24 protein-coding genes are annotated in these 23,229 nt (G+C 70.4%); 14 read left to right on the top strand and 10 right to left on the bottom strand.

What is annotated here, in order from left to right:
- Positions 1-156: 156 nt before the first annotated feature.
- Positions 157-1,611, bottom strand: coding sequence for a protein adenylyltransferase SelO family protein (locus tag IEX89_RS07100; RefSeq protein ID WP_188911169.1), 1,455 nt, complete (start codon positions 1,609-1,611; stop codon positions 157-159).
- Between the two features lie 79 nt (positions 1,612-1,690).
- Positions 1,691-1,984: a hypothetical protein gene (locus IEX89_RS07095; RefSeq protein WP_188911167.1), complete on the bottom strand. Its 294-nt coding sequence runs from the start codon at positions 1,982-1,984 to the stop codon at positions 1,691-1,693.
- Positions 1,985-2,147: 163 nt separating this feature from the next.
- On the opposite strand from IEX89_RS07095, the gene IEX89_RS07090 reads away from it, so the two are divergent.
- Complete coding sequence (locus IEX89_RS07090; RefSeq protein WP_188911165.1) at positions 2,148-2,411, top strand: hypothetical protein; 264 nt, start codon at positions 2,148-2,150, stop codon at positions 2,409-2,411.
- A gap of 52 nt (positions 2,412-2,463) precedes the next feature.
- Entirely contained in the window at positions 2,464-3,060 is a 597-nt protein-coding gene (locus IEX89_RS07085) for an SCO family protein (RefSeq protein ID WP_188911163.1), read from the top strand.
- A gap of 30 nt (positions 3,061-3,090) precedes the next feature.
- On the opposite strand, the gene IEX89_RS07080 is transcribed toward IEX89_RS07085, so the two are convergent.
- Both IEX89_RS07080 and IEX89_RS07075 read right to left on the bottom strand, forming a co-directional pair.
- Complete coding sequence (locus tag IEX89_RS07080) at positions 3,091-3,984, bottom strand: hypothetical protein (RefSeq protein ID WP_188911161.1); 894 nt, start codon at positions 3,982-3,984, stop codon at positions 3,091-3,093.
- A 90-nt stretch (positions 3,985-4,074) separates the two neighbouring features.
- On the bottom strand, positions 4,075-6,009 hold the full coding sequence (locus IEX89_RS07075) for a glycosyltransferase family 2 protein (RefSeq protein WP_244645154.1): 1,935 nt from the start codon (positions 6,007-6,009) through the stop codon (positions 4,075-4,077).
- A gap of 241 nt (positions 6,010-6,250) precedes the next feature.
- Here IEX89_RS07075 and IEX89_RS07070 point away from each other — a divergent pair, with 241 nt between their 5' ends.
- The 4 genes from IEX89_RS07070 to IEX89_RS07055 all read left to right on the top strand — a co-directional run bounded on the left by IEX89_RS07070 (position 6,251) and on the right by IEX89_RS07055 (position 9,899).
- Positions 6,251-7,105 carry a transporter substrate-binding domain-containing protein gene (locus tag IEX89_RS07070; RefSeq protein WP_244645152.1) on the top strand — a complete coding sequence of 285 codons (855 nt, stop codon included), beginning with the start codon at positions 6,251-6,253 and terminating at the stop codon, positions 7,103-7,105.
- A 90-nt stretch (positions 7,106-7,195) separates the two neighbouring features.
- Positions 7,196-7,720 carry a Panacea domain-containing protein gene (locus IEX89_RS07065; protein ID WP_188911154.1) on the top strand — a complete coding sequence of 175 codons (525 nt, stop codon included), beginning with the start codon at positions 7,196-7,198 and terminating at the stop codon, positions 7,718-7,720.
- Positions 7,717-8,112, top strand: a complete 396-nt coding sequence (locus tag IEX89_RS07060; RefSeq protein ID WP_188911152.1) for a hypothetical protein — start codon at positions 7,717-7,719, stop codon at positions 8,110-8,112. Before IEX89_RS07065 ends, IEX89_RS07060 begins: the two co-directional genes overlap by 4 nt.
- A 107-nt stretch (positions 8,113-8,219) precedes the next feature.
- On the top strand, positions 8,220-9,899 hold the full coding sequence (locus tag IEX89_RS07055) for a lysine--tRNA ligase (RefSeq protein ID WP_244645143.1): 1,680 nt from the start codon (positions 8,220-8,222) through the stop codon (positions 9,897-9,899).
- Between the two features lie 24 nt (positions 9,900-9,923).
- Here IEX89_RS07055 and IEX89_RS07050 read toward each other — a convergent pair whose 3' ends face one another.
- The 6 genes from IEX89_RS07050 to IEX89_RS07025 all read right to left on the bottom strand — a co-directional run bounded on the left by IEX89_RS07050 (position 9,924) and on the right by IEX89_RS07025 (position 15,219).
- Entirely contained in the window at positions 9,924-10,382 is a 459-nt protein-coding gene (locus IEX89_RS07050; RefSeq protein WP_188911148.1) for a cupin domain-containing protein, read from the bottom strand.
- Positions 10,383-10,419: 37 nt separating this feature from the next.
- A complete protein-coding gene (locus IEX89_RS07045; RefSeq protein WP_188911147.1) occupies positions 10,420-11,118 on the bottom strand; it encodes an ABC transporter ATP-binding protein in 699 nt (232 codons plus the stop codon).
- Entirely contained in the window at positions 11,118-11,867 is a 750-nt protein-coding gene (locus IEX89_RS07040) for an ABC transporter ATP-binding protein (RefSeq protein WP_188911145.1), read from the bottom strand. Before IEX89_RS07040 ends, IEX89_RS07045 begins: the two co-directional genes overlap by 1 nt.
- The gene (locus IEX89_RS07035; protein ID WP_188911143.1) at positions 11,864-12,874 is read right to left on the bottom strand and encodes a branched-chain amino acid ABC transporter permease; all 1,011 of its coding nucleotides are present in this window, start codon (positions 12,872-12,874) and stop codon (positions 11,864-11,866) included. Before IEX89_RS07035 ends, IEX89_RS07040 begins: the two co-directional genes overlap by 4 nt.
- A 14-nt stretch (positions 12,875-12,888) precedes the next feature.
- Positions 12,889-13,809, bottom strand: coding sequence for a branched-chain amino acid ABC transporter permease (locus IEX89_RS07030; protein ID WP_188911141.1), 921 nt, complete (start codon positions 13,807-13,809; stop codon positions 12,889-12,891).
- Between the two features lie 228 nt (positions 13,810-14,037).
- A complete protein-coding gene (locus tag IEX89_RS07025) occupies positions 14,038-15,219 on the bottom strand; it encodes an ABC transporter substrate-binding protein (protein ID WP_188911139.1) in 1,182 nt (393 codons plus the stop codon).
- A gap of 289 nt (positions 15,220-15,508) precedes the next feature.
- On the opposite strand from IEX89_RS07025, the gene IEX89_RS07020 reads away from it, so the two are divergent.
- From IEX89_RS07020 to IEX89_RS06985, 8 genes are all read left to right on the top strand, one after another.
- Positions 15,509-16,303, top strand: coding sequence for an SDR family NAD(P)-dependent oxidoreductase (locus IEX89_RS07020; RefSeq protein WP_188911137.1), 795 nt, complete (start codon positions 15,509-15,511; stop codon positions 16,301-16,303).
- Positions 16,303-16,836: a MarR family winged helix-turn-helix transcriptional regulator gene (locus IEX89_RS07015; RefSeq protein ID WP_188911135.1), complete on the top strand. Its 534-nt coding sequence runs from the start codon at positions 16,303-16,305 to the stop codon at positions 16,834-16,836. Before IEX89_RS07020 ends, IEX89_RS07015 begins: the two co-directional genes overlap by 1 nt.
- The gene (locus tag IEX89_RS07010) at positions 16,833-17,663 is read left to right on the top strand and encodes an enoyl-CoA hydratase family protein (protein ID WP_188911133.1); all 831 of its coding nucleotides are present in this window, start codon (positions 16,833-16,835) and stop codon (positions 17,661-17,663) included. The genes IEX89_RS07015 and IEX89_RS07010 overlap by 4 nt, the downstream gene beginning before the upstream one ends.
- 13 nt (positions 17,664-17,676) lie before the next feature.
- Positions 17,677-18,837, top strand: a complete 1,161-nt coding sequence (locus tag IEX89_RS07005; protein WP_188911131.1) for an acyl-CoA dehydrogenase family protein — start codon at positions 17,677-17,679, stop codon at positions 18,835-18,837.
- Between the two features lie 289 nt (positions 18,838-19,126).
- Positions 19,127-20,770: a benzoate-CoA ligase family protein gene (locus tag IEX89_RS07000; RefSeq protein ID WP_188911129.1), complete on the top strand. Its 1,644-nt coding sequence runs from the start codon at positions 19,127-19,129 to the stop codon at positions 20,768-20,770.
- The gene (locus tag IEX89_RS06995; protein ID WP_188911127.1) at positions 20,767-21,228 is read left to right on the top strand and encodes an acyl-CoA thioesterase; all 462 of its coding nucleotides are present in this window, start codon (positions 20,767-20,769) and stop codon (positions 21,226-21,228) included. Before IEX89_RS07000 ends, IEX89_RS06995 begins: the two co-directional genes overlap by 4 nt.
- The gene (locus tag IEX89_RS06990) at positions 21,225-21,665 is read left to right on the top strand and encodes a RidA family protein (protein WP_188911125.1); all 441 of its coding nucleotides are present in this window, start codon (positions 21,225-21,227) and stop codon (positions 21,663-21,665) included. The genes IEX89_RS06995 and IEX89_RS06990 overlap by 4 nt, the downstream gene beginning before the upstream one ends.
- Positions 21,666-21,770: 105 nt before the next feature.
- Positions 21,771-23,009, top strand: coding sequence for an NAD(P)/FAD-dependent oxidoreductase (locus tag IEX89_RS06985; RefSeq protein ID WP_188911123.1), 1,239 nt, complete (start codon positions 21,771-21,773; stop codon positions 23,007-23,009).
- Positions 23,010-23,229 lie beyond the last annotated feature (220 nt).

Here is a 23,229-nt window from a genome sequence, read left to right as displayed (position 1 = left end):
GCGCCTTCCATGAGCCGGACAAAACATGGAGCCCGACAAAAAAGCGGCGCGACCTCTCGCGAGGCCGCGCCGAAGTACGGGGTCTCGACCCTTTGGAGGCCGATGACCGCCATATGGGAAGCCGTCCGCCCGAACGGAAGCGCCTTCGCGCGCCGATCACGAGGGCGTGACGGAGCCGCGTCTCGGGCCGGCGAGGAGCGGGTCGTAGGCGGCGCGGAGCTCGGCGATGTCGGCGAGCGTCGCCTCGAAGGCGCTCCAGTCGTCGCGCTCGGCGATGGGCGCCCACAGGCCCTCGACGGCGTCGATGAGCATCGTCACCGGCGCCTCGCGCGCGAAATAGGGGTGCGTGGCCGCCTCGTCGCGTCGCGGATGAGACGGGGCGGCGCGCAGGGCGGCGATCGCCTCGGCCCAGTCCGCTTGCCCGTAGGCGTCCGCATGAGGGCTGGCGGCGATGCGCGCGGGATCGGCGCCGAAGGCGAGGTCGAAGAAGGCCCGCTCGAAGGGCAGCCCGGTCTTCGCCAGCGCCCGGTAGAACAGGGCCGGCGCCTCCTCCGCGGCAGGGTCGTCCGGATCGAGCCCCAGCCGCGCCCGGCTCAGCCGGGAGAGATGCGCGTCGAACACGTCGCCGAAGGGCGCGAGCGCGGCGACGAGCGCGTCGTCGTCGGCGAGATGGCGCAAGCAGTCCGCGAGGCGGCACAGGTTCCAGTGCAGAGCCGCCGGCTGGCGGCCGAAGGCGTAGAGGCCGGTCTGGTCGAAATACGCGGCGGTGAAGCCCGTATCGAGCACCGGCAGGAAGCGCCACGGTCCGTAATCGAAGCTCTCGCCGGTGATCGTGGTGTTGTCGGTGTTGAGGACGCCGTGGACGAAGCCCGCCTGGAACCACTCCGCGCCCATCATCGCCACCTCGCGCGTCACCGCGCGCAGGAAGCCCACCGCCGCCGGCTCGCCGGGGGCGACGGCGTCGGGGTGGTAGGTCTCGATGGAATAGGCGAGGAGCCGCTCGAGATCGGCGCCCTCGTTGAGGAAGAGCAGGCGCTGGAAGGAGCCGATGCGCACGTGGGAATGCGAGAGCCGCACCATGACGGCGGAGCGGGTGGGGGAGGGCTCGTCGTTGCGCGCGAGCGCCTCGCCGGTCTCCACGAGGCTGAAGGTCTTCGAGGTATAGACGCCGAGCGCCTCCAGCATCTCGGTGGCGAGCACCTCGCGTACGCCGCCCTTCAACGTCAGACGTCCGTCGCCGAAGCGCGAATAGGGCGTCTGGCCCGAGCCCTTGGTGCCGAGGTCGAGGAGGCGGCCGTCCTCCGCGTCGCGCATCTGCGCGTAGAGGAAGCCGCGGCCGTCGCCGAGGTCCGGATTGTAGGTCTGGAACTGGTGGCCGTGGTAGCGCAAAGCCAGCGGCTGCGGGATGTTGTCGGGCAGCGGTGCGAAGCGCGCCATGCGCTCGATCCACTCCGCCTCGTCGAGCCCGTCGAGGCCCACCCGCGCGTCCCAGCGCCGGTTGCGGAATCGCAGCCGCGCATCGGGGAAGGCGGCCGGCGCGACGGGGTCGTAGAAGGCCGGGCCGAGGGCGAGGTGGCGGGGATCGGGACGGTAGCGTGAGGTGGGAGGCATGCGCGCCATGGTGCCTGCGGGAACGTGCCGGCGCAATGCCGCGGCGGGCGGCGCGGTTCCCCCGAAAACCGCCCTTCGCTTACGTCTGGGGCCTGCGCGCGAGGTTCATCCAGCTCTCGAGCGCGTCCGCCCGGGCGGCGTCCACCGGGCGGGCGCGCAGATGCCGCAGGATGCGCTCCGCCTCCGGCAGGTCCTCCGGGCTCGGCTCCTGCGCCAGCACCAGGTCGAGCGCCTCGTCGCGCTCCGCCCGCTGGCGGTCGACGAAGTCGCTGCGCCGCTCGGGGTCGATCCAGCTCAGGTCCGAGTCGATGAGGACGGCGATCTCGCGCACCAGCAGCAACATCTTTTCCTTGGTGAACATCGGGTCGGACACGTCAGCCTCGGTTGGATCGAAACACCTGCAAGATGCCATCGTAGCGATTTTCTGTCATCTGCGGAAAAGTTGCAAGCACTGCGATGGTTTATGCGCGCAGACCCGCTAGGCTGCATTGTGCTGGGTGCGCTTAGCAGATGTAAAAATTCAATCCGTTGAAGGGTTGTACTATCTTGACGGCGTGCTTGATCGCTGGTTGCTTGCCTCCCCGAATGGCGCTATCCTGCGAAACATGTCGAACCGCGCATCGCCTCCCGCCGCCGAGAATGCCACCGAGCCGGGCGCCGCCCGAATCTCGCGGGCCGGCGTGATTCTCCTCGCGCTCGGCGTCGCGTCGCTCGCCGGCGCCGGGTTGATGATGTGGGCCGTGCAGGGGCCGGCCGTGTTCAACGAGGTCGTTCTCGCCGCATTGGCGTGGTGCTTCTGAGGGATTACATCGGGGCCGAGCCGATGACGCACATTCCGACCCGAAGAGACCGATGACAGACCGCACCCGCCGCCTCGTCCTGCCCTTCGCCGCCTTCCTGTTCGGGCTCGTGGCGCTCGGCATCGCCGCCGTGCTGACGCTGACGCCCCAGGGGCGCGAGGTCGCGGCCTCCGACGTCGGCGGGCCGTTCACCCTCGTCGATCACGACGGGCGCGCCGTGACGCAGGCGGATTTCGCGGGCGAGCCGCACCTCGTCTTCTTCGGCTTCACCCATTGCCCGGACGTGTGCCCGACGAAGCTCTTCGAGATCGCGCAGACCCTCGACGAGGTGAAGGAGCGCTCCGGCCGCGACATCCGCGCGCTGTTCGTCACGGTGGACCCCGAGCGCGACACGCCGGAGATCATGAAGAGCTACGTCTCGAGCTTCGACGACCGCATCCTCGGCCTCACGGGCTCGCCCGAGCAGGTGGCGCAGGTCGTCTCCGCCTACCGCGCCTTCGCCCGCAAGGTGCCGCTCGATGGCGAGGACTACACGATGGAGCACACGGCCATCGTCTACATCATGGACGAGCAAGGCCGCTTCGTCGCCGGCCTCAACACGGCCCAGGCGCCGGAGGACGTGGCGCAGGAGCTGCTGGCGCGGATCTGAGGACGGGCTGGGGTGCCCTCCTCCTCCTCCTCAGCCGCAGGCGGCGCGTAGCGAGGCGAGCGCGGCGGACGAGCCGCGCAGCGGGTACTGGAGCTCGTGCTCCAGCGAGCCGCCGTGGTACACGGTGACGAAGTCCCCGCGCGCGAGGATCTCGACCAGCGGGCCGGCCGGATCGACGAGTTCGTCCGCGGCCACCGCGTTGGCACGCTCGTCGACGCTCGACGGCAGGTCGATCTCGCGCCCGACGGCCGCGAAAGTCGGCACGAGGCCGTAATCTCGATCCCATTCGCGCACGAAATCAGAAATTGCACCGTCTTCGAACATCCACTGCGCCGTGTAGCGCACGCGGATGCTCCCGCTCTCGCACGCGAGCCAGAGCGCGCCGCCCTCGAGATCCGCCACTCCCGCGTGGGGGACCGGGTCCGGATGGTAGGTCCATCGCTCGCTGGAGAAGGGGCCGTGGGCGCCGGGCGCCGCGTCTGGCTGCGGCGCCGTGGGCCCGACGGAGGCGAGCCGAACCCGCGTGTCACCCCCGCGTCCGCGCGCGAGGAACGACGGCTCGTCCGGGCGGTCGAAGGTGATCTCGTAGACGAGCCCGTCATAGGCGAGATCGTACCCGCCGTCGGAGCGCTGCACCCAGACCCGATGCGTGCAGCCCGCGGACCCGCAGAACATCATCTGGCTTCCGTCGCACAGAAGGAGCTGCGTGTTCACGACGTAGTCGGGTCGATCGTCGCCGTTGGCGTCGACCGGCGTGGCGTAGCCGTCGAGGAAGCTCGTCTCGGCGCAGAATTCGCCGATCTCCAGACGTTCGAGCGCGAGGATCGCCTCCTGCGACGCGAGCGCGGCCTGCGGCCCCGTCACCGACGCGATCGCGACGGCGATCAGCCCCAGCCGCGTCGTCACGAAATCGCGCATCGTCATCGCCGGCGTCCCCCTCATGCCCGGTGCCCAGGCTAGCAGGCCATGGCACGCGGAACTAGGCCCGTTCTCCTCCGCGCCACCGTCGGAGCCTCACTCTGCCGGGGCCCGACCACGCACGCGTCCACCGCCCAGGCGCGCGCGCAGCGCGCCGGCGTGGCGGCGCAGGCGGGGGAGGAGGCGTTCGGGCGGGGCGAGGCCGTGGGTGGTCTTGTGCCAATGGTAGGGGCGCAGCGCGAGGTCCCACACGCCGCGCCAGGCGCCGAGCGAGACGAGGACGAGGTAGACCGGCAGGAGCGCCAGCATGGGGCGCAGGTCGCGGCGCTTTCGTCGGCGCAGCGCGATCTCGGCGACGACGAGGGTCGCGGCCATGCCCACCGCGAAGGTGGTGGCGGCGAGCACGGCGACGGGGAAGGGGAGCGGCGGCGCGAGCGTCGCGATGGAGGCGTGCGTCACGAGATCGTCGAGGAGCGCCGCCTCCGGCGCGGCGCCGACGAGCGCGGCCGCGGCGGCGAGCACCATGCCGAGCCCGATGGCGAGCGAGAGCGGGAAGAGCAGCGCCGAGAGCACCGTGCCCCCCACGAGGAGCCACACCGCGATCGTCCGCGCCGGACCCAGGACCGCGAGCGTGCGCCGCGGCGCGCGTGTGTGGACGAGGAGCGTCTGCAGGAAGCCCTTCATCCAGCGGGCGCGCTGGCGCAGCCAGACGGGCAGGCGGGTCGGCGCCTCCTCCCGCGTGGCCGACGGCAGATCCCCGATGCGCAGGCCGAGCGCGCCGAGCCGCAGCCCGATATCGGCGTCCTCCGTCACGTTCCAGGCGTCCCAGCCGCCGATGGCGGCGAGCGCGCTCGTGCGGAAATGGTTCGACGTGCCGCCGAGCGGGATGGGCAGCCCGAGCCGCAGGAGCCCCGGATTGACCACGTCAAAGAGCGCCGCGTACTCGATGGCGAAGAGCGCGGCGATCAGCGCGTCCTGCGAATTGTGGATCACGAGGCGGGCCTGGAGGCAGGCGAGGTCGGGGCCCTCCCGGTCGAAGGCCGCGACGGCGAGGCGCAGCTGATCGGGATCGGGCCGATCCTCGGCGTCGTAGACGACGGTGAAGGCGCCGCGGGCGAGGGGAAGGGCGGCGTTGAGCGCGCGGGGCTTGGTGAGGGGCTCGCCGCGCGGGACGACGATCGTCTCGAAGGCGGCCGGCAGAGCCAGAGCCTCGATGGCGGCGGCCGTGGAGACGTCGTGCGCCTCCACCAGGAGCTTGATGTCGAGCTTCTCCAGCGGGTAGTCGAGCGCTGCGAGCGCCTCCACCAGCGGGGCGACCACCTCGGCCTCGTTCAGGAGCGGCACGAGGATCGTGTAGACCGGCAGCGCGACATCCGGCATGCGTGGCGTCCAGCGCAGCGGGCTCGTCGGGACGTCCTCGAGGCATGTCGCCCCCCGCAGCGCCGCCATGACGACGAAGATCAGGCAGGCGACCATTCCGGCGACGGCCAAAGTCCCGCTCACGAGGGCCGTGCCGAGGAGCAGCGCCGTCGCGAAGACGAACGGACCGTAGATCTGCCAGGCGTGCGGACCGTCGCGATAGGAGAAGTGCGGTGCCTTGTCCGGCAGCGTGTGCGCCGCGCGGCGCGCGATCTCCGCGGCGTGCAGCCCGAAGACCGCTCGGCGCAGGATAGGCGGCGTGGTGATGGCGTAGCCCGCAGGAGCCTTTCCCCGCTCGAGCAGAGCGGTCGTCTCTCGGCCGTCCGGCGTAGTGACGAGCATCGGCGTGCTCGTACCGCCGTGGGCGAGGACGGCTCGGCGGGCGACGATCGCGTCCGGAAACAGCGTCTGCGGGCCCAGGGTGACATCGGCGAGAAATGGCGCCTCGACCGCGGCCGCCAGGGCGCGGTAGAAGCGATCCTGCGAGACGAGGCCGCGCGCGAGCAGGACGTCGCTCGCATCGACGCCGCTCTCGCGCGCCGCAGCGGCGGCCGTTTCGAGGATCGGCCGGCGTACACCGTGGTCGAGGAGGAAGGCGATGTCCGTCGGCAAATCCTGCACACCCGGCGCATACCCGGTAGCGCCATCGTCGGGACAGCCGTCTCCGTTCGCGGCGCCGCCCGGCGCCTCGTTTTCATTTTTCATCGTCGACCCCCGCCCTGCCTTCACCGTCTTTCGGAGCTGCGATTATGCATGGCATACGACGGTGCGCCACGTCATAGGACGTGTATCTTGACAATGCTACTCGTAATTCGCTAGTGCGTCAGTCGAATCACTTATGCGTGCCGCTCTCATGCGCCTCCTCCTCCCCGCCCTCCTCCTCCTTCTCCTCGCCGCCCCCGCGGCGGCGCAGCCCGCGTCGGGGCTGCCCGAGCCGGTGATTCCCAATTTCTGGGATCCGCGCAGCCCGCGCGAGCCGGTCTCCGTGCCGCCCGGGCGGACCGTGCGCTTCCTCACGAGCGGGGATTTCCCGCCCTTGCATTTCCTGGGCGCGGACGGGACGCCCACGGGCTTCGTCGTCGAGCTCGCGCGCGAGGCCTGCCTCGAGGCGGGGCTCGCCTGTACCATCCAGGCGCGGCCCTTCGAGACGCTGGTGCCCGCGCTCGACGCCGCGGAGGGGGACGCGCTCGCCGCCGCCATCCGGCTCACCGCCGACCTGCGGGCCGAGCACGCGGCGACGCGCCCCTTCTTCCGCTTCCCCGCCCGCTTCGCCGCGCCCCGCGCCGCCGCCGCCGGCTTCGCGCCGGACGCGATGGACGAGGCCGCGCTCGCGGACGCGCGGGTCGCCGTCGTCGCGGGGACCGCGCACGAGGCCTACGTCGCCACCTTCTGGCCGGGCGCGACGCGCGTGCCCTTCGAGAGCCTGTCCGCCGCCCAGGACGCGCTGCGCGAGGGCGAGACGGACCTCCTCTTCGCCGACGGCACGGCGCTCGCCCTGTGGGTCGGCGGGCGGGCGTCGGAGGAATGCTGCACGCTGGTGTCGGGCCCCTTCCTCGACGCGCGCTTCTTCGGCGAGGGCATCGGCTTCGTCTTCCGCCCCGGCGACGCGCTCCTGGCGGACGCCTTCGACGCCGCCCTCGCCCGCCTGTGGGAGGACGGCACCTACGCGGAGATCTACCTGCGGTTCTTCCCGGTGGGGCCGTTTTGAGGGTGCGTAAGTTGTGATGACGTCGGTGTTGCACGCTCGTTCTCGTCTGTGCTAGGAGAAGAGAACGCAGAGGGAACGGAGATGCCGGCGATGGCTGGAGCGAACACCGGCGGCGCAACGGGCTTCGAGGCGGCCTCGACCGGCGACGCGCCGTGCCTCGGCTACACGGCGCTCGACGTCGCCAAATGGTTCGTGAATGCGACCGACCGCGAGGCGGGGGACGCCATCACGCATCTGAAGGCGCAGAAGCTCGTCTACTACGCGCAGGGCTGGGCGCTGGCGCATCTCGGCCGCCCGCTTTTCGCCGAGGATCTCCAGGCGTGGGCGCACGGCCCCGTCGCGCCGAGCGTGTTCGAGCATTTTCGACCGCACGGCTACGACGCGCTGCCGAGCCAGCGGATCACGCGGCGCATCGTGGGAGACGCCGCGGCGCTGCTCCAGGGCGTGCACGCCCGATACGGGATCTATTCCGCCAAGCGGCTCGAGGCGATGACCCACGAGGAGGCGCCCTGGCGCGACGCCCGCGGCGGCCTCGCGCCCGACGCCCGCTCCGCGGCGATCATTCCGAAGAGCGCGATGCGCGCGTGGTTCGAAGCGTTGAGGGTGGCGGCGTGAGCGAGGCGCGCTTCGGCTTTCCTCCCGTGGAGAGCGTGCCGAAGGGAGCGCCGCGGGAGATCGCTCCTGCGGTCGACGTGTCGCTGAAGCACTGGCATGCGGGCTCGCAATGCCTTTCGGACTGGCGCGCGCCCGAGCTGAAGAAGCTGCGACGGCTCGTCGACAAGGTGCAGTCGCTCACGCCCGCCCAGCTGCGCGCCGACCCGGGGCTCGGCTGGAAGCCGCACAAGGGGCCGGCGGCGCGGGGCTTCTCGCGTCCCGCGAGCCTCTCCAAGGACATCGGCCTGTGCGAGCTGCGCGTCGACGGCAAGGCACGCGTCCACGGCGCTCTGTTCGACGCGACGTTCTATCTCGTCTGGCTCGATCGCGCCCACGCCGTCTTCCCGGACTGAGCATGCGAGGCGAACGGGCGCGCTCCCCGCGCCACCCCCGCCATTGACGCCCCCGCGGCCTGCGGCGTAAGCCTCACAGCCTCGCATTCATGGGAAAACCTGAGACGATGATCGACCCGGACGTCCTGCGCTCCGCCACCGCCTGGCCCTTCGAGGAGGCGCGCAAGCTCGTCGCGCGCCTGGAGCGCACCGGCAAAACCGAGGTCGTCTTCGAGACGGGCTACGGGCCGTCCGGCCTGCCGCATATCGGCACGTTCGGCGAGGTGGCGCGCACGACGATGGTGCGCAACGCCTTCCGTGCGCTGACGAACGATTCCGTGCCCACCCGCCTCGTCGCCTTCTCGGACGACATGGACGGCCTGCGCAAGGTGCCCGAGAACCTGCCGAACCAGGAGCTCCTGCGCGGCGCGCTGGGCCTGCCGCTCACCAGGGTGCCCGACCCCTTCGGCACGCACGAGAGCTTCGGCCACCACAACAACGCGCGCCTGCGCGCCTTCCTCGACGCCTTCGGCTTCGAGTACGAGTTCCTGTCCTCGACGCAATGCTACGCGTCCGGCCGCTTCGACGACACGCTGCGCCTCGTGCTCGAGCGCTACGACGCGGTGATGGAGATCATGCTGCCGACGCTGGGCGAGGAGCGACGCGCGACCTACTCGCCCTTCCTGCCGATCCACCCGGTGACCGGCATCGTCATGCAGGTGCCGATGGAGGAGCGCCATCCGCAGAAGGGCACGCTCGTCTGGCGCGACCCCGAGACCGGCGAGCGCTACGAGACGCCGGTGACCGGCGGGCACGCCAAGCTGCAATGGAAGCCCGACTGGGCCATGCGCTGGGTGGCGCTCGGCGTCGACTACGAGATGGCCGGCAAGGACTTGATCGATTCCGTCAAGGTCTCGGGCGCCATCGCCCGCGCGCTGGGCGCCGAGCCGCCGGAGGGCTTCAACTACGAGCTGTTCCTCGACCAGAACGGCCAGAAGATCTCGAAGTCCAAGGGCAACGGGCTCACCATCGACGAATGGCTCGCCTACGGCACGCCCGAGAGCCTGGCGCTCTACATGTACAACCGCCCGCGCGAGGCCAAGCGGCTGTTCTTCGACGTGATCCCCAAGCACGTCGACGAGTATCTCTCGTTCCTCGAGCGCTACCAGCGCCAGGACGACAAGAACCGCCTCGGCAACCCGGTCTGGCACATCCACAGCGGCGCGCCGCCGAAGCCCGAGACCGTCCAGAGCGAGGGCGAGAACGCGGCCGCCGCGCAGATCACGTTCGGCATGCTCTTGAACCTCGTCGCCGTGGCGAACGCCGAGGAGCCGGGGCTGCTCTGGGCCTTCATCCGCCGCTATGCGCCGGGCGCGTCGCCGCAGACGCATCCGCGCCTCGACGTCCTCGTCGAGCGGGCGGTGCGCTATTACCGCGACTTCGTGCGCCCGCAGAAGACCTACCGCGCGCCGACCCCCGAGGAGCGCGCCGCTCTGGAGGAGCTCGACCGCGCGCTCGCCCCGCACGCCGGCTCCACCGACGCGGCCGCGCTCCAGGACGTGGTCTACGAGGTCGGGCGCACGCATTTCCCCGACACGTCCGGCAAGTCGAAGAGCCCGGACGGGCGCCCGGGCGTCTCGCAGACCTGGTTCGCCACGCTCTACCAGGTCCTGCTCGGCGAGGAGCGCGGGCCGCGCTTCGGCTCGTTCGTCGCGCTCTACGGCGTCGACGAGACCCGCGCGCTCATCGAGAAGGCGCTGTCGGGCGCGCTCGCCCGCGAGCACGAGGCGTTCCTCGCCTCGCGCTGACGCGGCCGGGACTTTCCCGCCCCATCACGCGCCCGGAGGCGGCGGCAGGAACTCGACCTCGTGCTGGGCCGAGAGCGCCACCACCGCCTCTGGGTTCGGGTCGCTCATGGAGTGGATGCCCCAGAACAGGTCGTAGAGCTTGCGCGTGGGCGTGACCCAGAACAGGCACTTCACCGGCTGGTCGGTCTTGTTGAAGATGCCGTGCGGCATGCCCTTGGGCATGCGGATCAGGTCGCCCGCCTGCGCCACCACGTCCTCGCCGCCGAGCATCAGGTCGAAGCGACCCTCGAGCATGTAGATGTACTCGTCCTGCGTCGGGTGGATGTGCGGCGGCACGAACGTGCCGACGGGGAACGTCGCGTGCCAGGAGAAGCACTGCTCGGTGACGTTCTTGGGCACGTAGACCTGGCCCAGGATGTTCAGGCGAACGCCCTCGAACCCTTCGCCGCCGGGCGTGATGCCGGCGATCTCGTCGGTACGCATGGTGGATTACCCCCTCTCGTCTCAGCGCTCTTCTTCGTCAGACGTGGAGGAAGCGATCCTTCACGCTGGCATCCGCCTTCAGCTCCGCGCTCGTCCCCATCCAGGCGACGCGGCCTTTCTCCACGACGACGTGCCTGTCCGCGAGCGGGATCAGCGCGTCGACGTTCTTGTCGATGACGAGGATGGCCTGGCCCTCCGTCTTGAGGCGGGCGAGGCAGTCCCAGATCTCGGCGCGGATGAGCGGTGCGAGCCCCTCCGTCGCCTCGTCGAGAATGACGAGCTTCGGGTTCGTCATCAACGCACGTCCGATGGCGAGCATCTGCTGCTCGCCGCCCGAGAGCTGCGATCCGAGGTTCCGGCGCCGCTCGTCGAGGCGGGGGAAGAGCTCGTAGACCGAGGCGAGCGTCCAGCGCGCCGCGCCGAAGCGCGCGGCGGAGGTGGCGACGAGGTTCTCCTCGACGGTGAGCGTGGGGAAGATCTGGCGCCCCTCCGGCACGAGGCCGATGCCGCATTGCGCGATGCGGTAGGAGGGCAGGCCGCGGATCTCGCGGCCCTCGAAGCGGATCTCCCCGGCTTTCGGTTTCACCAGGCCGAGGATCGAATTGACCGTCGTCGTCTTGCCCATCCCGTTGCGGCCGAGCAGGGTGACGACCTCGCCCTCGGCGATGTCGAAGGAGATGTCGAACAGGACCTGGGCGGGGCCGTAGCTCGATTCGAGCTTGCGCACGGACAGCATCAGGCGGCCTCCTCGCCGAGATAGGCTTCGCGCACCGCCGGGTCGGAGCGCACGGCGTCGGGCGCGCCGGTGGCGACGACGCGCCCGTAGACCAGCACGCTCACCCGGTCGGCGAGCGCGAAGACGGCGTCCATGTCGTGCTCGATGAGCACGATGGTGTAACGGCCCTTGAGGCCGAGCAGCGTCTCGACCACGCGCTCGGATTCCTCCTTGCCGGTTCCCGCCAGCGGCTCGTCGAGGAGCAGCAGCTTCGGCCGCGTGGCGAGCCCGATGGCGAGCTCGAGCTGGCGCTTCTCGCCGTGCGAGAGCTGGCCCGCCGTCACGTCCGCGCGCCCGGTGAGGCCGACGATCGCGAGCGCCTCCATCGCCTGCGCGTCGAGGTCGCGCTCGCGGGCGGGGTCGCCGAAGAAGCGGAACGAGGAGCCCGAGCGCGCCTGCACGGCGACCGCCACGTTCTCGCGCGCGGTGAAGCCCGGCAGGATCGAGGTGATCTGGAAGGAGCGCGCGAGGCCCGCACGCACGCGCTCGTGCATCGGCGCACGGGTCACGTCGCGCCCGTCGAACAGGATCTGCCCGCTGTCGGAGGGCGCGAGGCCGGAGATCTGGTGGATCAGCGTCGTCTTGCCCGCGCCGTTGGGCCCGATGATCGCGTGCAGCTCGCCGGCGTCGACGGCGAGGGAGACGTCGTCGGTGACGGCGAGCGCGCCGTAATTCTTGCGCAGGTGCTTCAGCTCGAGGATCGCGCTCATGCCTTCCTCCGGAAGAAGCCGAGGATGCCGCCCCGCGCGAACAGGGCGACGAGGACGAGGAGCGGGCCGAAGATCAGCTTCCAGTCCTGCGTGATGCGCGCGAGGATCTCCTCCAGGAAGAGGAAGGACATGGCGCCAACGATCGGGCCCACCAGCGTGCCCATGCCGCCCAGCACCACCATGATGATCAGCTCTCCCGAGCGCTGCCAGGAGATGAAGGCCGGGGAGACGAACTCGATGTGGTTGGCGAGCAGGAAGCCCGAGAGCCCGGCGATCATGCCGGCGATCACGTAGGCGACGAGCTGATAGCGGTAGGGATCGTAGCCGATGGCCTGCATGCGCACCGGGTTCTCCCTGGTGCCGCGCAGCACGCGACCGAAGCGCGAGCCGACGATGGCGCGCAAGAGCGCGTAGACGCCGACGAGGCAGGCGAGCACGAGGTAGTAGAAGACGAGGTCGTTCTCGAGCACGTCCGTGCCGAAGACGGCGCTGCGCGATGGCAGGGTCAGCCCGTCGTCGCCGCCATAGGCCGCGAGCGAGGTCGTCAGGAAGTAGATCATCTGCCCGAAGGCCAGCGTGATCATGATGAAGTAGACGCCCTTCGTCCTGAGCGAGATCGCTCCCGTGACCAGCGCGAAGAGCGCGCTCGCCAGCAGCGTCGCGAGGAGCTGGACGAAGAGGTCGCTCACCGAATGCGCCATCAGGATGCCGACGGCGTAGCAGCCGATGCCGACGAAGGCCGCGTGCCCGAAGGAGACGAGCGCGCCGTAGCCCAGGATCAGGTCGAGCGAGAGCGCCGCGATGGCGAAGATCATCGCGCGGATGACGAGCGAGAGCAGGTATCCCTCCGCGCCGACCTGGGCGATGGCGGGGGCGATCGCGAAGAACGCGAACAGCGCGAAGGCGAGCGCCTCGCGGCGGATCAGCGGGGCGCGCGCGGACGTCGCGCCGGCTTCCGGCGGCGGGGCGGCGACCTTCGCGGCGGCGGGGGAGGCGGTGTCGAGCATGGCGGAACGCCTCCTCAGCGCTTGACGGGGAAGAGGCCGGCCGGGCGGAAGAACAGGACCGCGGCCATGAGGATGTAGATCAGCATCGGCGCCACCGCGCGGCCGACCGTGGAGGCGGCGCCGGGATCCATGAACAGCCGCAGCACGTCGCCCGCGAAGGTGCGCCCGAGCGTGTCGACGAGGCCGATGATGAGGGCTGCGAGGAACGCCCCGCGGATCGAGCCGATGCCGCCGATGACGATGACGACGAAGGCGAGGATGAGGAGGTTGTCGCCCATGCCGGGCTCGACCGACAGGATCGGCGCCACCATCGCGCCGGCGAAGCCCGCGAGCATCGCCCCGAAGCCGAAGACGATCATGAACAGCCGGCGGATGTCGACGCCCAGCGCCGAGACCATCTTGGCGTTGGTCGCGCCCGCGCGCACCAGCATGCCGGCGCGGGTGTAGTTCACCAGCACGTAGAGCAGCGCCGCGACGCCGAGCCCCGCGCCGATGATGGCGAGGCGGTAGGTCGGGTAGAAGAAGCCCTCGAACAGCACGATCGAGCCCTGCAGGAACTCGGGCACCGGCACGAAGAGCGGCGAGGAACCCCAGACCACCTTCACGCCCTGGTTGAGGAACAGGATGATGCCGAAGGTGGCGAGCACCTGCTCCAGGTGGTCCTTGTCGTAGAGATGTCGGAAGACGAGCGCCTCCAAGAGGAGCCCGAAGACCAGCGCCGCCGGCAGGGCGAGCAGGAGGCCCAGCCCGAAGCTCCCTGTCCAGCTCGTGAAGGCGAAGGCGAAATACGCCCCGATCATGTACTGCACGCCGTGGGCGAGGTTGATGAAGTCCATCACCCCGAACACGAGCGTGAGCCCCGCCGCGATCAGGAACAGGATGATCCCGAATTGCAGGCCGTTGAGGGTCTGGACCAGGATGAGCGTGGTGTACATGGCGCGACCTCGCGTCTGTCCCTCCCTGTAGGGGAGGGGAATGGCCGCGAAGCGGCCTAGGGGTGGGGTCCGCAAGAGGGTCTGCGCGGCGCCCGGCGCTCCGCTTCGGCTTCGCCGAACGCGCCTGGCGGCGCGCCCCATCCATCTCGCCGCTGCGCGGCGATCCACCTTCCCCTACAGGGAAGGAGAGGGGCGCGACCGCGGCCGCGCCCGCACCGTGAGCCGGCCTCAGCCGCCCATCTGGCACTCGGAGGCGTAGACGTCGCCGTAATCGTCGAAGACCTGCTCGACGATCTGGGTCTGGTACATCCCGTCCTCGCGCTGGCCGATGTCGACCAGGTAGAAATCCTGGATCGGGTACTGGTTGTTGTTGAAGGCGAAGTCGCCGCGCAAGGACTGGAAGTCCGCCGTGCGGATGGCCTCGAGCAGCGCCTCCTGGTCGTCCGCGCCGCCGGCGGCCTCGACGGCCGCGTCGAGCAGCATCGCGGTGTCGTAGGCCTGCATGGCGTAGGAGCCCGGCACCTTGCCGTACTTCTCGATGTAGGCCGCGACGAACTCCGCGTTCCCGGGCGTGTCCATGTCGGGCGCCCAGGTCATGGCGCCGAACATGCCCATGGCGGCGTCCTGCTGCGCGGGCAGGGTCGATTCGTCCACCGTGAAGGCGGAAAGGAACGGGATGCGATCCTTGAGCCCCGCCTGGTTGTATTGGCGCACCAGGTTCACGCCCATGCCGCCGGGCATGAAGGTGAACAGCGCGTCGGGCTGCATCGCGGCGATGCGGGCGAGCTCGGCGGAGAAGTCGAGCTGGCCGAGCTGGGTGTAGACCTCGTCGACGATCTCGCCCTCGAAGTGGCGCTTGAAGCCCGCGGCGGAATCGCGCCCGGCCTGATAGTTCGGCACCAGGATGAAGACGCGCTCGTAGCCGCGGTCCTGCGCGACGCGGCCCATCACCTCGTGGACCTGATCGTTCTGGTAGGAGGTGACGAAGAAGTTCGGGTTGCACTCCGCGCCCGCGTAGGACGAGGGGCCGGCGTTGGGGCTGATCAGGATGCGGTCGGCGTCCATGACCGGCTTGTGGATCGCCTGGAGGATGTTGGAAAAGATCGGGCCGACGACGACGTCGACGTCCTCGCGCTCGATGAGGCCGTTCACGCGGGTGAGGGCGACGTCGGGCTTCTGCTCGTCGTCGGCGACCACGACCTCGACCGGCACGCCGCCGAGCTCGCCGCCGAGCTGGTCGATCGCGAGCTGGAAGCCGTCGCGCGCCTGCTCGCCGAGGGAGGCGGCGGGACCCGACAGCGTGACGATGACGCCGACCTTCATCGGATCGGTGCTCTGCGCGTGGGTGAGCGCGGTCGTTGCGAGGAGCCCCAGCGTCGCTGCGGCGAATGTCCTGGTGAAGCGCGTCATGTGACCTGTTCTCCCGATTTCGGCTGTTCCCCGCGCGTTTCCCGCGCTCGTTCCGCCGCAGGGGCACTGTACGCCACGAGCCGCTCCCGAAAAGAGCCTTTTCCGGCCCTGCGCCACGTGCATTCCCGCGACACCCGTCCCGATCCCGCTTGACGCGGCCCGTGTTCGGGCGTGATATTTGAAGCTTAAAACAAGCCGCGCGCAAATCACAAGAGCCCCTGCGCATCTTCTCGCGAAGCACCCGTCCCGGACGGCCTCGCCAGGCGCCGGGCACACGAAGGAGAGCGTCATGGACGCAGCACCCACCCACCGCACCGTGCCGAACGGCCGGCTCTCCGGGCGCCATGCGCTCGTCACCGGTGGCGGGCGCGGCATCGGTCTCTCGATCGCCCGAACGCTGGCGCAAGCGGGCGCGCGCGTGACCGTACTCGGCCGGGACATGGCGGCGCTCGAGCGTGCCGTCGCGGCGGGCTCGGCCCATCATGCGGTGACGGCGGACGTGACCATCGAGGACGCGATCGTGCATGCCTTCGGCGAGGCCGTGGAGCAGGCGGGGCCGATCGATCTCCTCGTGTGCAATGCGGGTGCCGCGGAATCCGCGCCGTTCCTGTCGAGCAACGACGAGCTCCTCGAGCGCATGCTCGACATGAACTATCGCAGCGTGATCTACGCCGCCCGCGCGGTGCTGCCGGCGATGATCGAGCGCGGCTTCGGCCGCATCGTCACCGTAGCCTCGACGGCATCGCTGCGCGGCTATCCCTACGTGACGAGCTACGTCGCGGCGAAGCACGCGACGCTGGGGCTGGTGCGGGCGCTGGCGCTCGAGACGGCGAAGAAGGGCATCACGGTCAACGCGGTCTGCCCGGGCTTCACCGACACGGACCTCGTCTCCCAGAGCGTCGAGCGGATCATGGCCAAGACCGGCCGCTCCGAGGCCGATGCCATGGCCGAGCTGACCAAGCACAATCCGCAAGGTCGCCTCGTCAAGCCCGAGGAGGTGGCGGACGCCGTCGCCTGGCTGTGCGGCGAGGGCGCCGCCTCGGTCACGGGCCAGGCGATCGCGGTCGCCGGAGGCGAGGTGTGATGCACGAGCGCGTCCATCTCGACCACGAGGCCAAGGCGCTGGAGGCGCCCGCCGACCACGCCGCCGAGCTGCGGCTGTGGCTGCGCCTCCTCACCCTCTCGACCATGATCGAGGGCGAGGTGCGCCGGCGCCTGCGCGATCGCTTCGACGTGACCCTGCCGCGTTTCGACCTGATGGCGCAGCTCGTGCGCGCGCCCGACGGCATGACGCTGTCGGACGTCTCCAAGCGCATGATGGTCTCGAACGGCAACGTCACCGGCCTCGTCGAGCGGCTCGTCGAGAGCGGCCATCTCGATCGTCGCGTCTCCGAGACCGACCGGCGCGCGCAGGTCATCCGCCTCACCGATGCCGGCCTCGACGCCTTCCGCGCCATGGCGGCGGAGCACGAGGAATGGATCGCCGAGATGCTGTCGGGCCTCGACGAGGACGAGATCGACACGCTCATGACGCTTCTCGGCAAGGTGAAGGCCTCGACCCGAACGGCCATGGAGAAGGGGCCCGCAGGCGCCCCCCAGGAGGACGTCCCCCGATGAGATCCGCCAATGCCGTCACGCTGCCCGTCTCCTCCTACGAGCCGCGCCACTTCCTCTCGTCCGTCGCGGGTGGCGTCGCGACCGTGACGCTGAACCGGCCCGAGAAGAAGAACCCGCTCACCTTCGAGAGCTACCGCGAGCTCACCGATTTCTTCGCGGCGCTCAAGAAGGACGAGGACGTCCATGCCGTGGTGATCGCGGGCGCGGGCGGAAACTTCTCGTCGGGCGGGGACGTGTTCGAGATCATCGAGCCGCTCACCAAGATGAGCACCAAGGAGCTCACCGCCTTCACGCGGATGACGGGCGAGCTCGTGCGTGAGATCCGCGCCTGCCCGCAGCCGGTGATCGCGGCGGTGGAGGGGATCTGCGCGGGCGCGGGCGCCATCATCGCCATGGCGAGCGACATCCGCCTCGCGGCGTCCTCCGCCAAGGTCGCCTTCCTGTTCAACAAGGTGGGGCTCGCGGGCTGCGACATGGGCGCGTGCGCGATCCTGCCCCGCATCATCGGCCAGGGCCGCGCCTCGGAGCTGCTCTACACGGGCCGCTTCATGCGCGCGGAGGAGGGCGAGCGCTGGGGCTTCTTCTCGCGCGTGTGCGAGGGGCCGGTGCTCGAGGAGGCGCGTGCGCTCGCCGCGGAGATCGTCGCGGGCCCGACCTACGCCAACACGATGACCAAGCGGATGCTCGCCATGGAATGGGCGATGTCGATCGAGGAAGCCATCGAGGCGGAAGCCGTCGCGCAGGCTTTGTGCATGACCACCAACGACTTCCGTCGTGCTTTTGAAGCATTCGCGCAGAAGACGAAGCCCGTCTTCGGCGGCGATTGAGGAGGACGCGTCCATGCCCGACACGAGCTTCCTCCACTGGCCGTTCCTCGAAGAGCGCCACCGCGAATTCGCGAGCCGCGTGAAGGACTTCGCGGCCGAGCTTCACGTCTCGCACGACGATGTCGACACGGCCTGCCGCACCCTGGTGCGCCGCCTCGGCGAGGCCGGGCTCCTGCGCGCCGTGGCGCCCGCGGCCTATGGCGGCGCGGGCGAGACCTACGATGTCCGGTCGCTGTGCCTCGCCCGCGAGATCCTCGCCTATCACGACGGGCTCGCCGACTTCGCCTTCGCCATGCAGGGGCTCGGCACCGGGCCGGTGACGCTCTTCGGGTCCGAGGAGCTGAAGAGCCGCATCCTCCCCGCCGTGGTGCGCGGCGAGCGCATCGCCGCCTTCGCCCTCTCCGAGCCGGAGGCGGGCTCCGACGTCGCCGCCATGGCGACGAGCGCGCGGATCGAGGGGAACGAGGCGATCCTCGACGGCGAGAAGACCTGGATCTCCAACGGCGGCATCGCCGAACATTACGTCGTCTTCGCCCGTACCGGCGAGGCGCCGGGCGCGCGCGGGCTCTCGGCCTTCCTGGTCGAGGCCGACAACCCCGGCCTCACGGTCGCCGAGCGCATCGACGTCATCGCGCCCCACCCGCTGGCGCGCCTGCGCTTCGAGGGCTGCCGCGTGCCGCTCGCGAACCGCATCGGCGAGCCCGGCGCGGGCTTCAAGGTGGCGATGGCGACGCTCGACGTGTTCCGCTCCACGGTGGGCGCGGCGGCGCTCGGCTTCGCCCGGCGCGCGCTCGACGAGGCGCTCTACCGCGCGCGCACGCGCCACCTCTTCGGTGCGCCGATGGGCGACCTGCCGCTGACCCAGGCGTCCCTCGCCGAGATGGCCACAGACGTCGACACCGCCGCGCTCCTCGTCTACCGCGCCGCCTGGACGAAGGACATGGGCGCGCCGCGGGTCACCCGCGAGGCCGCGATGGCCAAGATGGTCGCCACCGAGAATGCGCAATCCGTCATCGACAAGGCGGTCCAGATCTTCGGCGGGCTCGGCGTCACCAAAGGTGTGCCCGTCGAGGCGCTCTACCGCGAGATCCGCGCGCTGCGCATCTACGAGGGCGCCACCGAGGTCCAGAAGATCGTCATCGCCCGCGAGACGCTGAAGGGAGCGGGGGGATGACGAGGACCCTCGACGCGCATGCCGGCCCTCTCCTTCCCTGTAGGGGAAGGTGGCGCGCCGCCGCAGGCGGCGTGACGGATGGGGCGCGGCGCAAGCCGCGTTCCGCGAAGCGGAAGCCTCGGTGTCAGGATGGAAACGTCGATTTCGGCTGCGCCGTACGCGCGTTCCGCGCGCCCCATCCGTCCCGGCTTCGCCGAGCCACCTTCCCCTACGGGGAAGGAGAGGGCTTCGCCCGAGGTTTCGCCGGCGCAGCCCCGGCAGATGTCCCTCTCGCAGCCTGGAGACGCGCATGATCCCGAGCGCTCATACGGACACCTTCGCGCGCGACAACCTTCCCCCGCAGGAGCTGTGGCCGGATTTCCTCTTCACGCGGCCCGAGCTCGCCTATCCCGACCGGCTCAATTGCGTGGACGCCTTCCTCGACGTGCACGTGCGCGAGGGGCGGGGGGATCGGTCCTGCATCGTCTCGCCGAGCGAGAGCCTCACCTATGCCGAGCTCCAGGATCGGGTGAACCGCATCGCCAACGTGCTCACCAAGGATCTCGGCCTCGTGCCGGGCGGGCGCGTGCTGCTGCGCTCGGCCAACAATCCGATGATGGTCGCCTGCTACCTCGCGGTGCTCAAGGCCGGCGGCGTCGTCGTCGCCACGATGCCGCTGCTGCGCGCCCGCGAGATCGCCTATCCCGTCGAGAAGGCGCAGATCGCGCTCGCGCTTTGCGACGCGCGCCTCGCCGAGGAGATGCGCAAGGCCGAGCCGCTCTGCGACTGCCTGGAGCGGGTGATCTACTGGGGCACGCACGACGAGTTCGGGCTCGAGGCCCTCATGCGCGACGCCTCGCCGGACTTCGAGGCGGTGGATACCGCGAGCGACGACGTCTGCCTCATCGGCTTCACGTCGGGCACGACGGGCGAGCCCAAGGGCACGATGCATTTCCACCGCGACATGCTCGCCATCTGCGACGCCTATGGCCGCAACGTGCTGCGGGCGGAGCCGGACGACCGCTTCATCGGCTCGCCGCCGCTCGCCTTCACCTTCGGGCTCGGCGGCATCGTGCTCTTCCCGTTGGCGATCGGCGCCTCCACGGTGCTGCTCGAGAAGGCGGGGCCGAACGAGCTCCTTCCGGCGATCCACGAGCATCGCGCGAGCGTCGTCTTCACGGCGCCCACCGCCTATCGCGCCATGCTGCCGCGGCTTTCCGAGTTCGACGTCTCCTGCCTGCGCAAATGCGTCTCCGCCGGCGAGGCCCTGCCCAAGCCCACGTTCGACGCCTGGCACGAGGCGACGGGGCTGAAGCTGATGGACGGCATCGGCGCCACCGAGATGCTGCACATCTTCATCGCCTCCCCCGAGGAGGAGATCCGCCCCGGCGCCACGGGGCGCCCCGTGCCCGGCTACGAGGCGAAGGTGATCGACGAGGAGGGCCGCGACCTCCCCGCCGGCGAGATCGGCCGCCTGGCCGTGCGCGGCCCCACCGGCTGCCGCTACCTCGCCGACGAGCGCCAGACCAAGTACGTCCAGAACGGCTGGAACGTCACGGGCGACACCTATCTCATGGATGAGGACGGGTACTTCTGGTACCAGGCGCGCTCCGACGACATGATCGTCTCGTCGGGCTACAACATCGCTGGCCCCGAGGTGGAGGCGGCGCTCCTCACCCATTCCGCGGTGGCGGAATGCGGCGTCGTCGGCGTGCCGGACGACGAGCGCGGCATGATCGTGCGCGCCTACGTGCTCCTGCGCGAGGGCGAGAGCGGCGACGACGCCATGGCGAAGACGCTGCAGGACCACGTCAAGGCCGAGATCGCGCCCTACAAGTATCCCCGCTCCATCGTCTTCGTCGACGCGCTGCCGAAGACGCAGACGGGCAAGCTCCAGCGCTTCGCCCTGCGCCGCCAGGCGCAGGACGAGGTCGCGGCGGAGGCCGTGCGATGAGCGAGCGCCTGGTGCCGCCGGCACGCGCGAGCCTCTCCTCGGGCGTCCACGTGGCGCCCGTGAAGATCCGCTTCTCGCATTGCGACCCGGCGGGAATCGTCTACTACGCCCGCTGGTTCGACATGCTCAACGGCGTGCTCGAGGACTTCTTCGGGGCGGTCCTCGCGCTCCCTTACGACGTCCTCATCCGCGACCGCCGCATCGGGCTCGGCTACGGGCAGGCCCATGCGGACTACCTCAAGCCCGGCCTGATGGGCGATGTCGTCGACTTCGCCGTCCTCGTGGAGCGAATCGGCGGGGCGTCGATCCGGCTGCTCCTGCCCGGCTATCGCGGCGAGGAGCCCGTCATCGCGGCCCGCCTCGTCATCGTCACCACCGACCTCGACGCCCACAAGGCGATCCCCGTGCCCGACGACCTGCGCACGGCCATGCACAATTACCAGGAGAGATCTCGATGACCGGTCCGCGTGAGCGTCTGATGGGGGAGGGAGGCGCGCAGGACGGGCCGCGGACGCTGCAGCCGGCGGGCTGGCCGGCGCCCAAGGGCTACGCCAACGGCATGGCCGCGACGGGCACCCTCGTCGTCACCGGCGGCGTCGTCGGATGGGACGTGGAGGGCCGGTTTCCCGAGGGTTTCGTCGCCCAGACGCGCCAGGCTCTGGAGAACATCGTCGCCATCCTGAAGGAGGCCGGCGCCGGGCCGCGCCATCTCGTGCGCATGACCTGGTACGTGACCGACATGGACGCCTACCTCGCCTGCCAGCGCGATCTCGGGCGTGCCTATCGGGACGTCATCGGGCCGCATTATCCGGCCATGGCGCTCGTTCAGGTCGTCCGGCTCGTCGAAAAGGCGGCACTCGTGGAGATCGAGGCGACGGCTGTGGTGCCCGCGTAAGCAGAACGTCGGTGTCCGTGCCCATTTGACACGCATCCTCGTCGAGCGCAGCATCTTCGCCGTGCGAGGCGCGCGCCCCCCGAATGCGCGCTCGAGGATGATCACGTGCGTATCGTCGTCATCGGCGCCGGCGTCGTCGGCCTGGCTTGCGCCCGTGCGCTCGTGAAGGACGGGCACGCGGTTCGGGTCGTCGAGCGCGCGGTCGACGGCGACCGTGCCTCCTTCGGCAATGCCGGCGGTCTGGCCGTGAGCGAGCTCGCGCCCGCCTCCGCGCCCGGCATCTGGAAGCAGGTGCCGCGCTGGCTCGTCGATCCGCTGGGCCCCCTCTCCGTCCGGCCTGGGCACGCCTTGAAGCTCCTGCCCTGGCTGCGGCGCTTCCTCGCGACCGGCAGGCCCGAGGAGATCGCCCGGATCAGCACGGCCAACGCCGCCATCGGCCGGCGCGCCACCGAGGACATGGCCGATCTCCTCGCGGAGGTCGGGCTTCCCGGCGACCTGCGCCGCGACGGGGCGCTCACGCTCTACGAGAGCGAAGCCGGCTTCGAGGCCGATCGCGCAGACTGGACGCGGCGCGCCGAGCACGGCTTTCCCACCGAGGCCCTCAGCGGCGACGAGGCGCGGGCGATGGAGCCGGCGATCTCGACCCGCGTGGTCAAGGCCGTCTACGATCCCAGCTGGTCCCTCGTCGCCGATCCGCGCCGCGTCGTCGAGGGGCTCGAGCGCTGGCTGCGCGAGCGCGAGGTGCCCTTCCACGAAGCCGAGGCGACGGCGCTCGAGCCCGGCCTCGACCGCGTGCGCATCATGCTCGCCGACGGGAGCGCGGGGGATGCCGACATCGTCGTCGTCGCGGCGGGCGCCTGGTCGGCGCGGCTCGCGGAGAGCGTCGGCGATCGGGCGCTGCTCGAATCCGAGCGCGGCTACAACGTCACGATCCCCCGGCCGAACGTGTCGCTCACCCGCCAGCTGGTCTTCGCCGAGCGCAAGTTCGTGGCGACGCCCCTCGCGATCGGCCTGCGCATCGGCGGCGCGGCGGAGTTCGCCGGTCTCGACGCGCCGGCGCGCCTCGCGCGGGCCGACGCGCTGGCGCGGCTCGCCAAGATCTACCTGCCCGATCTCGACACGAGCGAGGCGACGCGCTGGATGGGCCAGCGGCCCTCGACGCCCGACGGCCTGCCGGTGATCGGCTGGTCCCCGGGCAAGGGCCGCGTCATCTACGCCTTCGGCCACGGTCATCTCGGGCTCACGCAATCGGCGACGACGGGACGCCTCGTCGCAGGGCTCCTGTCCGGCGACACCGGGGATGTCGACATGGAGCCGTACTCCATCGCGCGTTTCCGGCGATGAACGTGACTGTACTGAACGATGTCTTCACTGCACTTGCGAGATCTATACTTTAGAGCGATTCTCAACTGGATGAACCATCTCTCGAACGATTCTAAGCTTCGTTTTCCTGCTTGACGTCTTCGCGCGAATAGCCTTTTTAGCGCCCGTCGCCGTTGCGCGCTCCGGGCGCCGCGACGGCCCGCGAAAGTCTTCATCCGGGCGCCTTGACCGCCCGGCACAG

The sequence above is a fragment of the Salinarimonas ramus genome (assembly GCF_014645695.1).
GTDB lineage: Bacteria > Pseudomonadota > Alphaproteobacteria > Rhizobiales > Beijerinckiaceae > Salinarimonas > Salinarimonas ramus.
Note: the sequence above shows the minus strand (reverse complement) of the source record. Positions and strands in the feature narration are given on the sequence as shown.

What these genes read in the sequence shown, in the direction of transcription:
- IEX89_RS07025 (WP_188911139.1), bottom strand. Translation starts at nt 15,219, where the DNA reads ATGACGCGCTTCACCAGGACATTCGCCGCAGCGACGCTGGGGCTCCTC.
- IEX89_RS07005 (WP_188911131.1), top strand. Translation starts at nt 17,677, where the DNA reads ATGCCCGACACGAGCTTCCTCCACTGGCCGTTCCTCGAAGAGCGCCAC.
- IEX89_RS06990 (WP_188911125.1), top strand. Translation starts at nt 21,225, where the DNA reads ATGACCGGTCCGCGTGAGCGTCTGATGGGGGAGGGAGGCGCGCAGGAC.
- IEX89_RS07035 (WP_188911143.1), bottom strand. Translation starts at nt 12,874, where the DNA reads ATGCTCGACACCGCCTCCCCCGCCGCCGCGAAGGTCGCCGCCCCGCCG.
- IEX89_RS06995 (WP_188911127.1), top strand. Translation starts at nt 20,767, where the DNA reads ATGAGCGAGCGCCTGGTGCCGCCGGCACGCGCGAGCCTCTCCTCGGGC.
- IEX89_RS07080 (WP_188911161.1), bottom strand. Translation starts at nt 3,984, where the DNA reads ATGACGATGCGCGATTTCGTGACGACGCGGCTGGGGCTGATCGCCGTC.
- IEX89_RS07050 (WP_188911148.1), bottom strand. Translation starts at nt 10,382, where the DNA reads ATGCGTACCGACGAGATCGCCGGCATCACGCCCGGCGGCGAAGGGTTC.
- IEX89_RS07070 (WP_244645152.1), top strand. Translation starts at nt 6,251, where the DNA reads ATGCGCCTCCTCCTCCCCGCCCTCCTCCTCCTTCTCCTCGCCGCCCCC.
- IEX89_RS07030 (WP_188911141.1), bottom strand. Translation starts at nt 13,809, where the DNA reads ATGTACACCACGCTCATCCTGGTCCAGACCCTCAACGGCCTGCAATTC.
- IEX89_RS07045 (WP_188911147.1), bottom strand. Translation starts at nt 11,118, where the DNA reads ATGCTGTCCGTGCGCAAGCTCGAATCGAGCTACGGCCCCGCCCAGGTC.
- IEX89_RS07065 (WP_188911154.1), top strand. Translation starts at nt 7,196, where the DNA reads ATGGCTGGAGCGAACACCGGCGGCGCAACGGGCTTCGAGGCGGCCTCG.
- IEX89_RS07040 (WP_188911145.1), bottom strand. Translation starts at nt 11,867, where the DNA reads ATGAGCGCGATCCTCGAGCTGAAGCACCTGCGCAAGAATTACGGCGCG.
- IEX89_RS07000 (WP_188911129.1), top strand. Translation starts at nt 19,127, where the DNA reads ATGATCCCGAGCGCTCATACGGACACCTTCGCGCGCGACAACCTTCCC.
- IEX89_RS07055 (WP_244645143.1), top strand. Translation starts at nt 8,220, where the DNA reads ATGATCGACCCGGACGTCCTGCGCTCCGCCACCGCCTGGCCCTTCGAG.
- IEX89_RS07015 (WP_188911135.1), top strand. Translation starts at nt 16,303, where the DNA reads ATGCACGAGCGCGTCCATCTCGACCACGAGGCCAAGGCGCTGGAGGCG.
- IEX89_RS07085 (WP_188911163.1), top strand. Translation starts at nt 2,464, where the DNA reads ATGACAGACCGCACCCGCCGCCTCGTCCTGCCCTTCGCCGCCTTCCTG.
- IEX89_RS07100 (WP_188911169.1), bottom strand. Translation starts at nt 1,611, where the DNA reads ATGCCTCCCACCTCACGCTACCGTCCCGATCCCCGCCACCTCGCCCTC.
- IEX89_RS07010 (WP_188911133.1), top strand. Translation starts at nt 16,833, where the DNA reads ATGAGATCCGCCAATGCCGTCACGCTGCCCGTCTCCTCCTACGAGCCG.
- IEX89_RS07020 (WP_188911137.1), top strand. Translation starts at nt 15,509, where the DNA reads ATGGACGCAGCACCCACCCACCGCACCGTGCCGAACGGCCGGCTCTCC.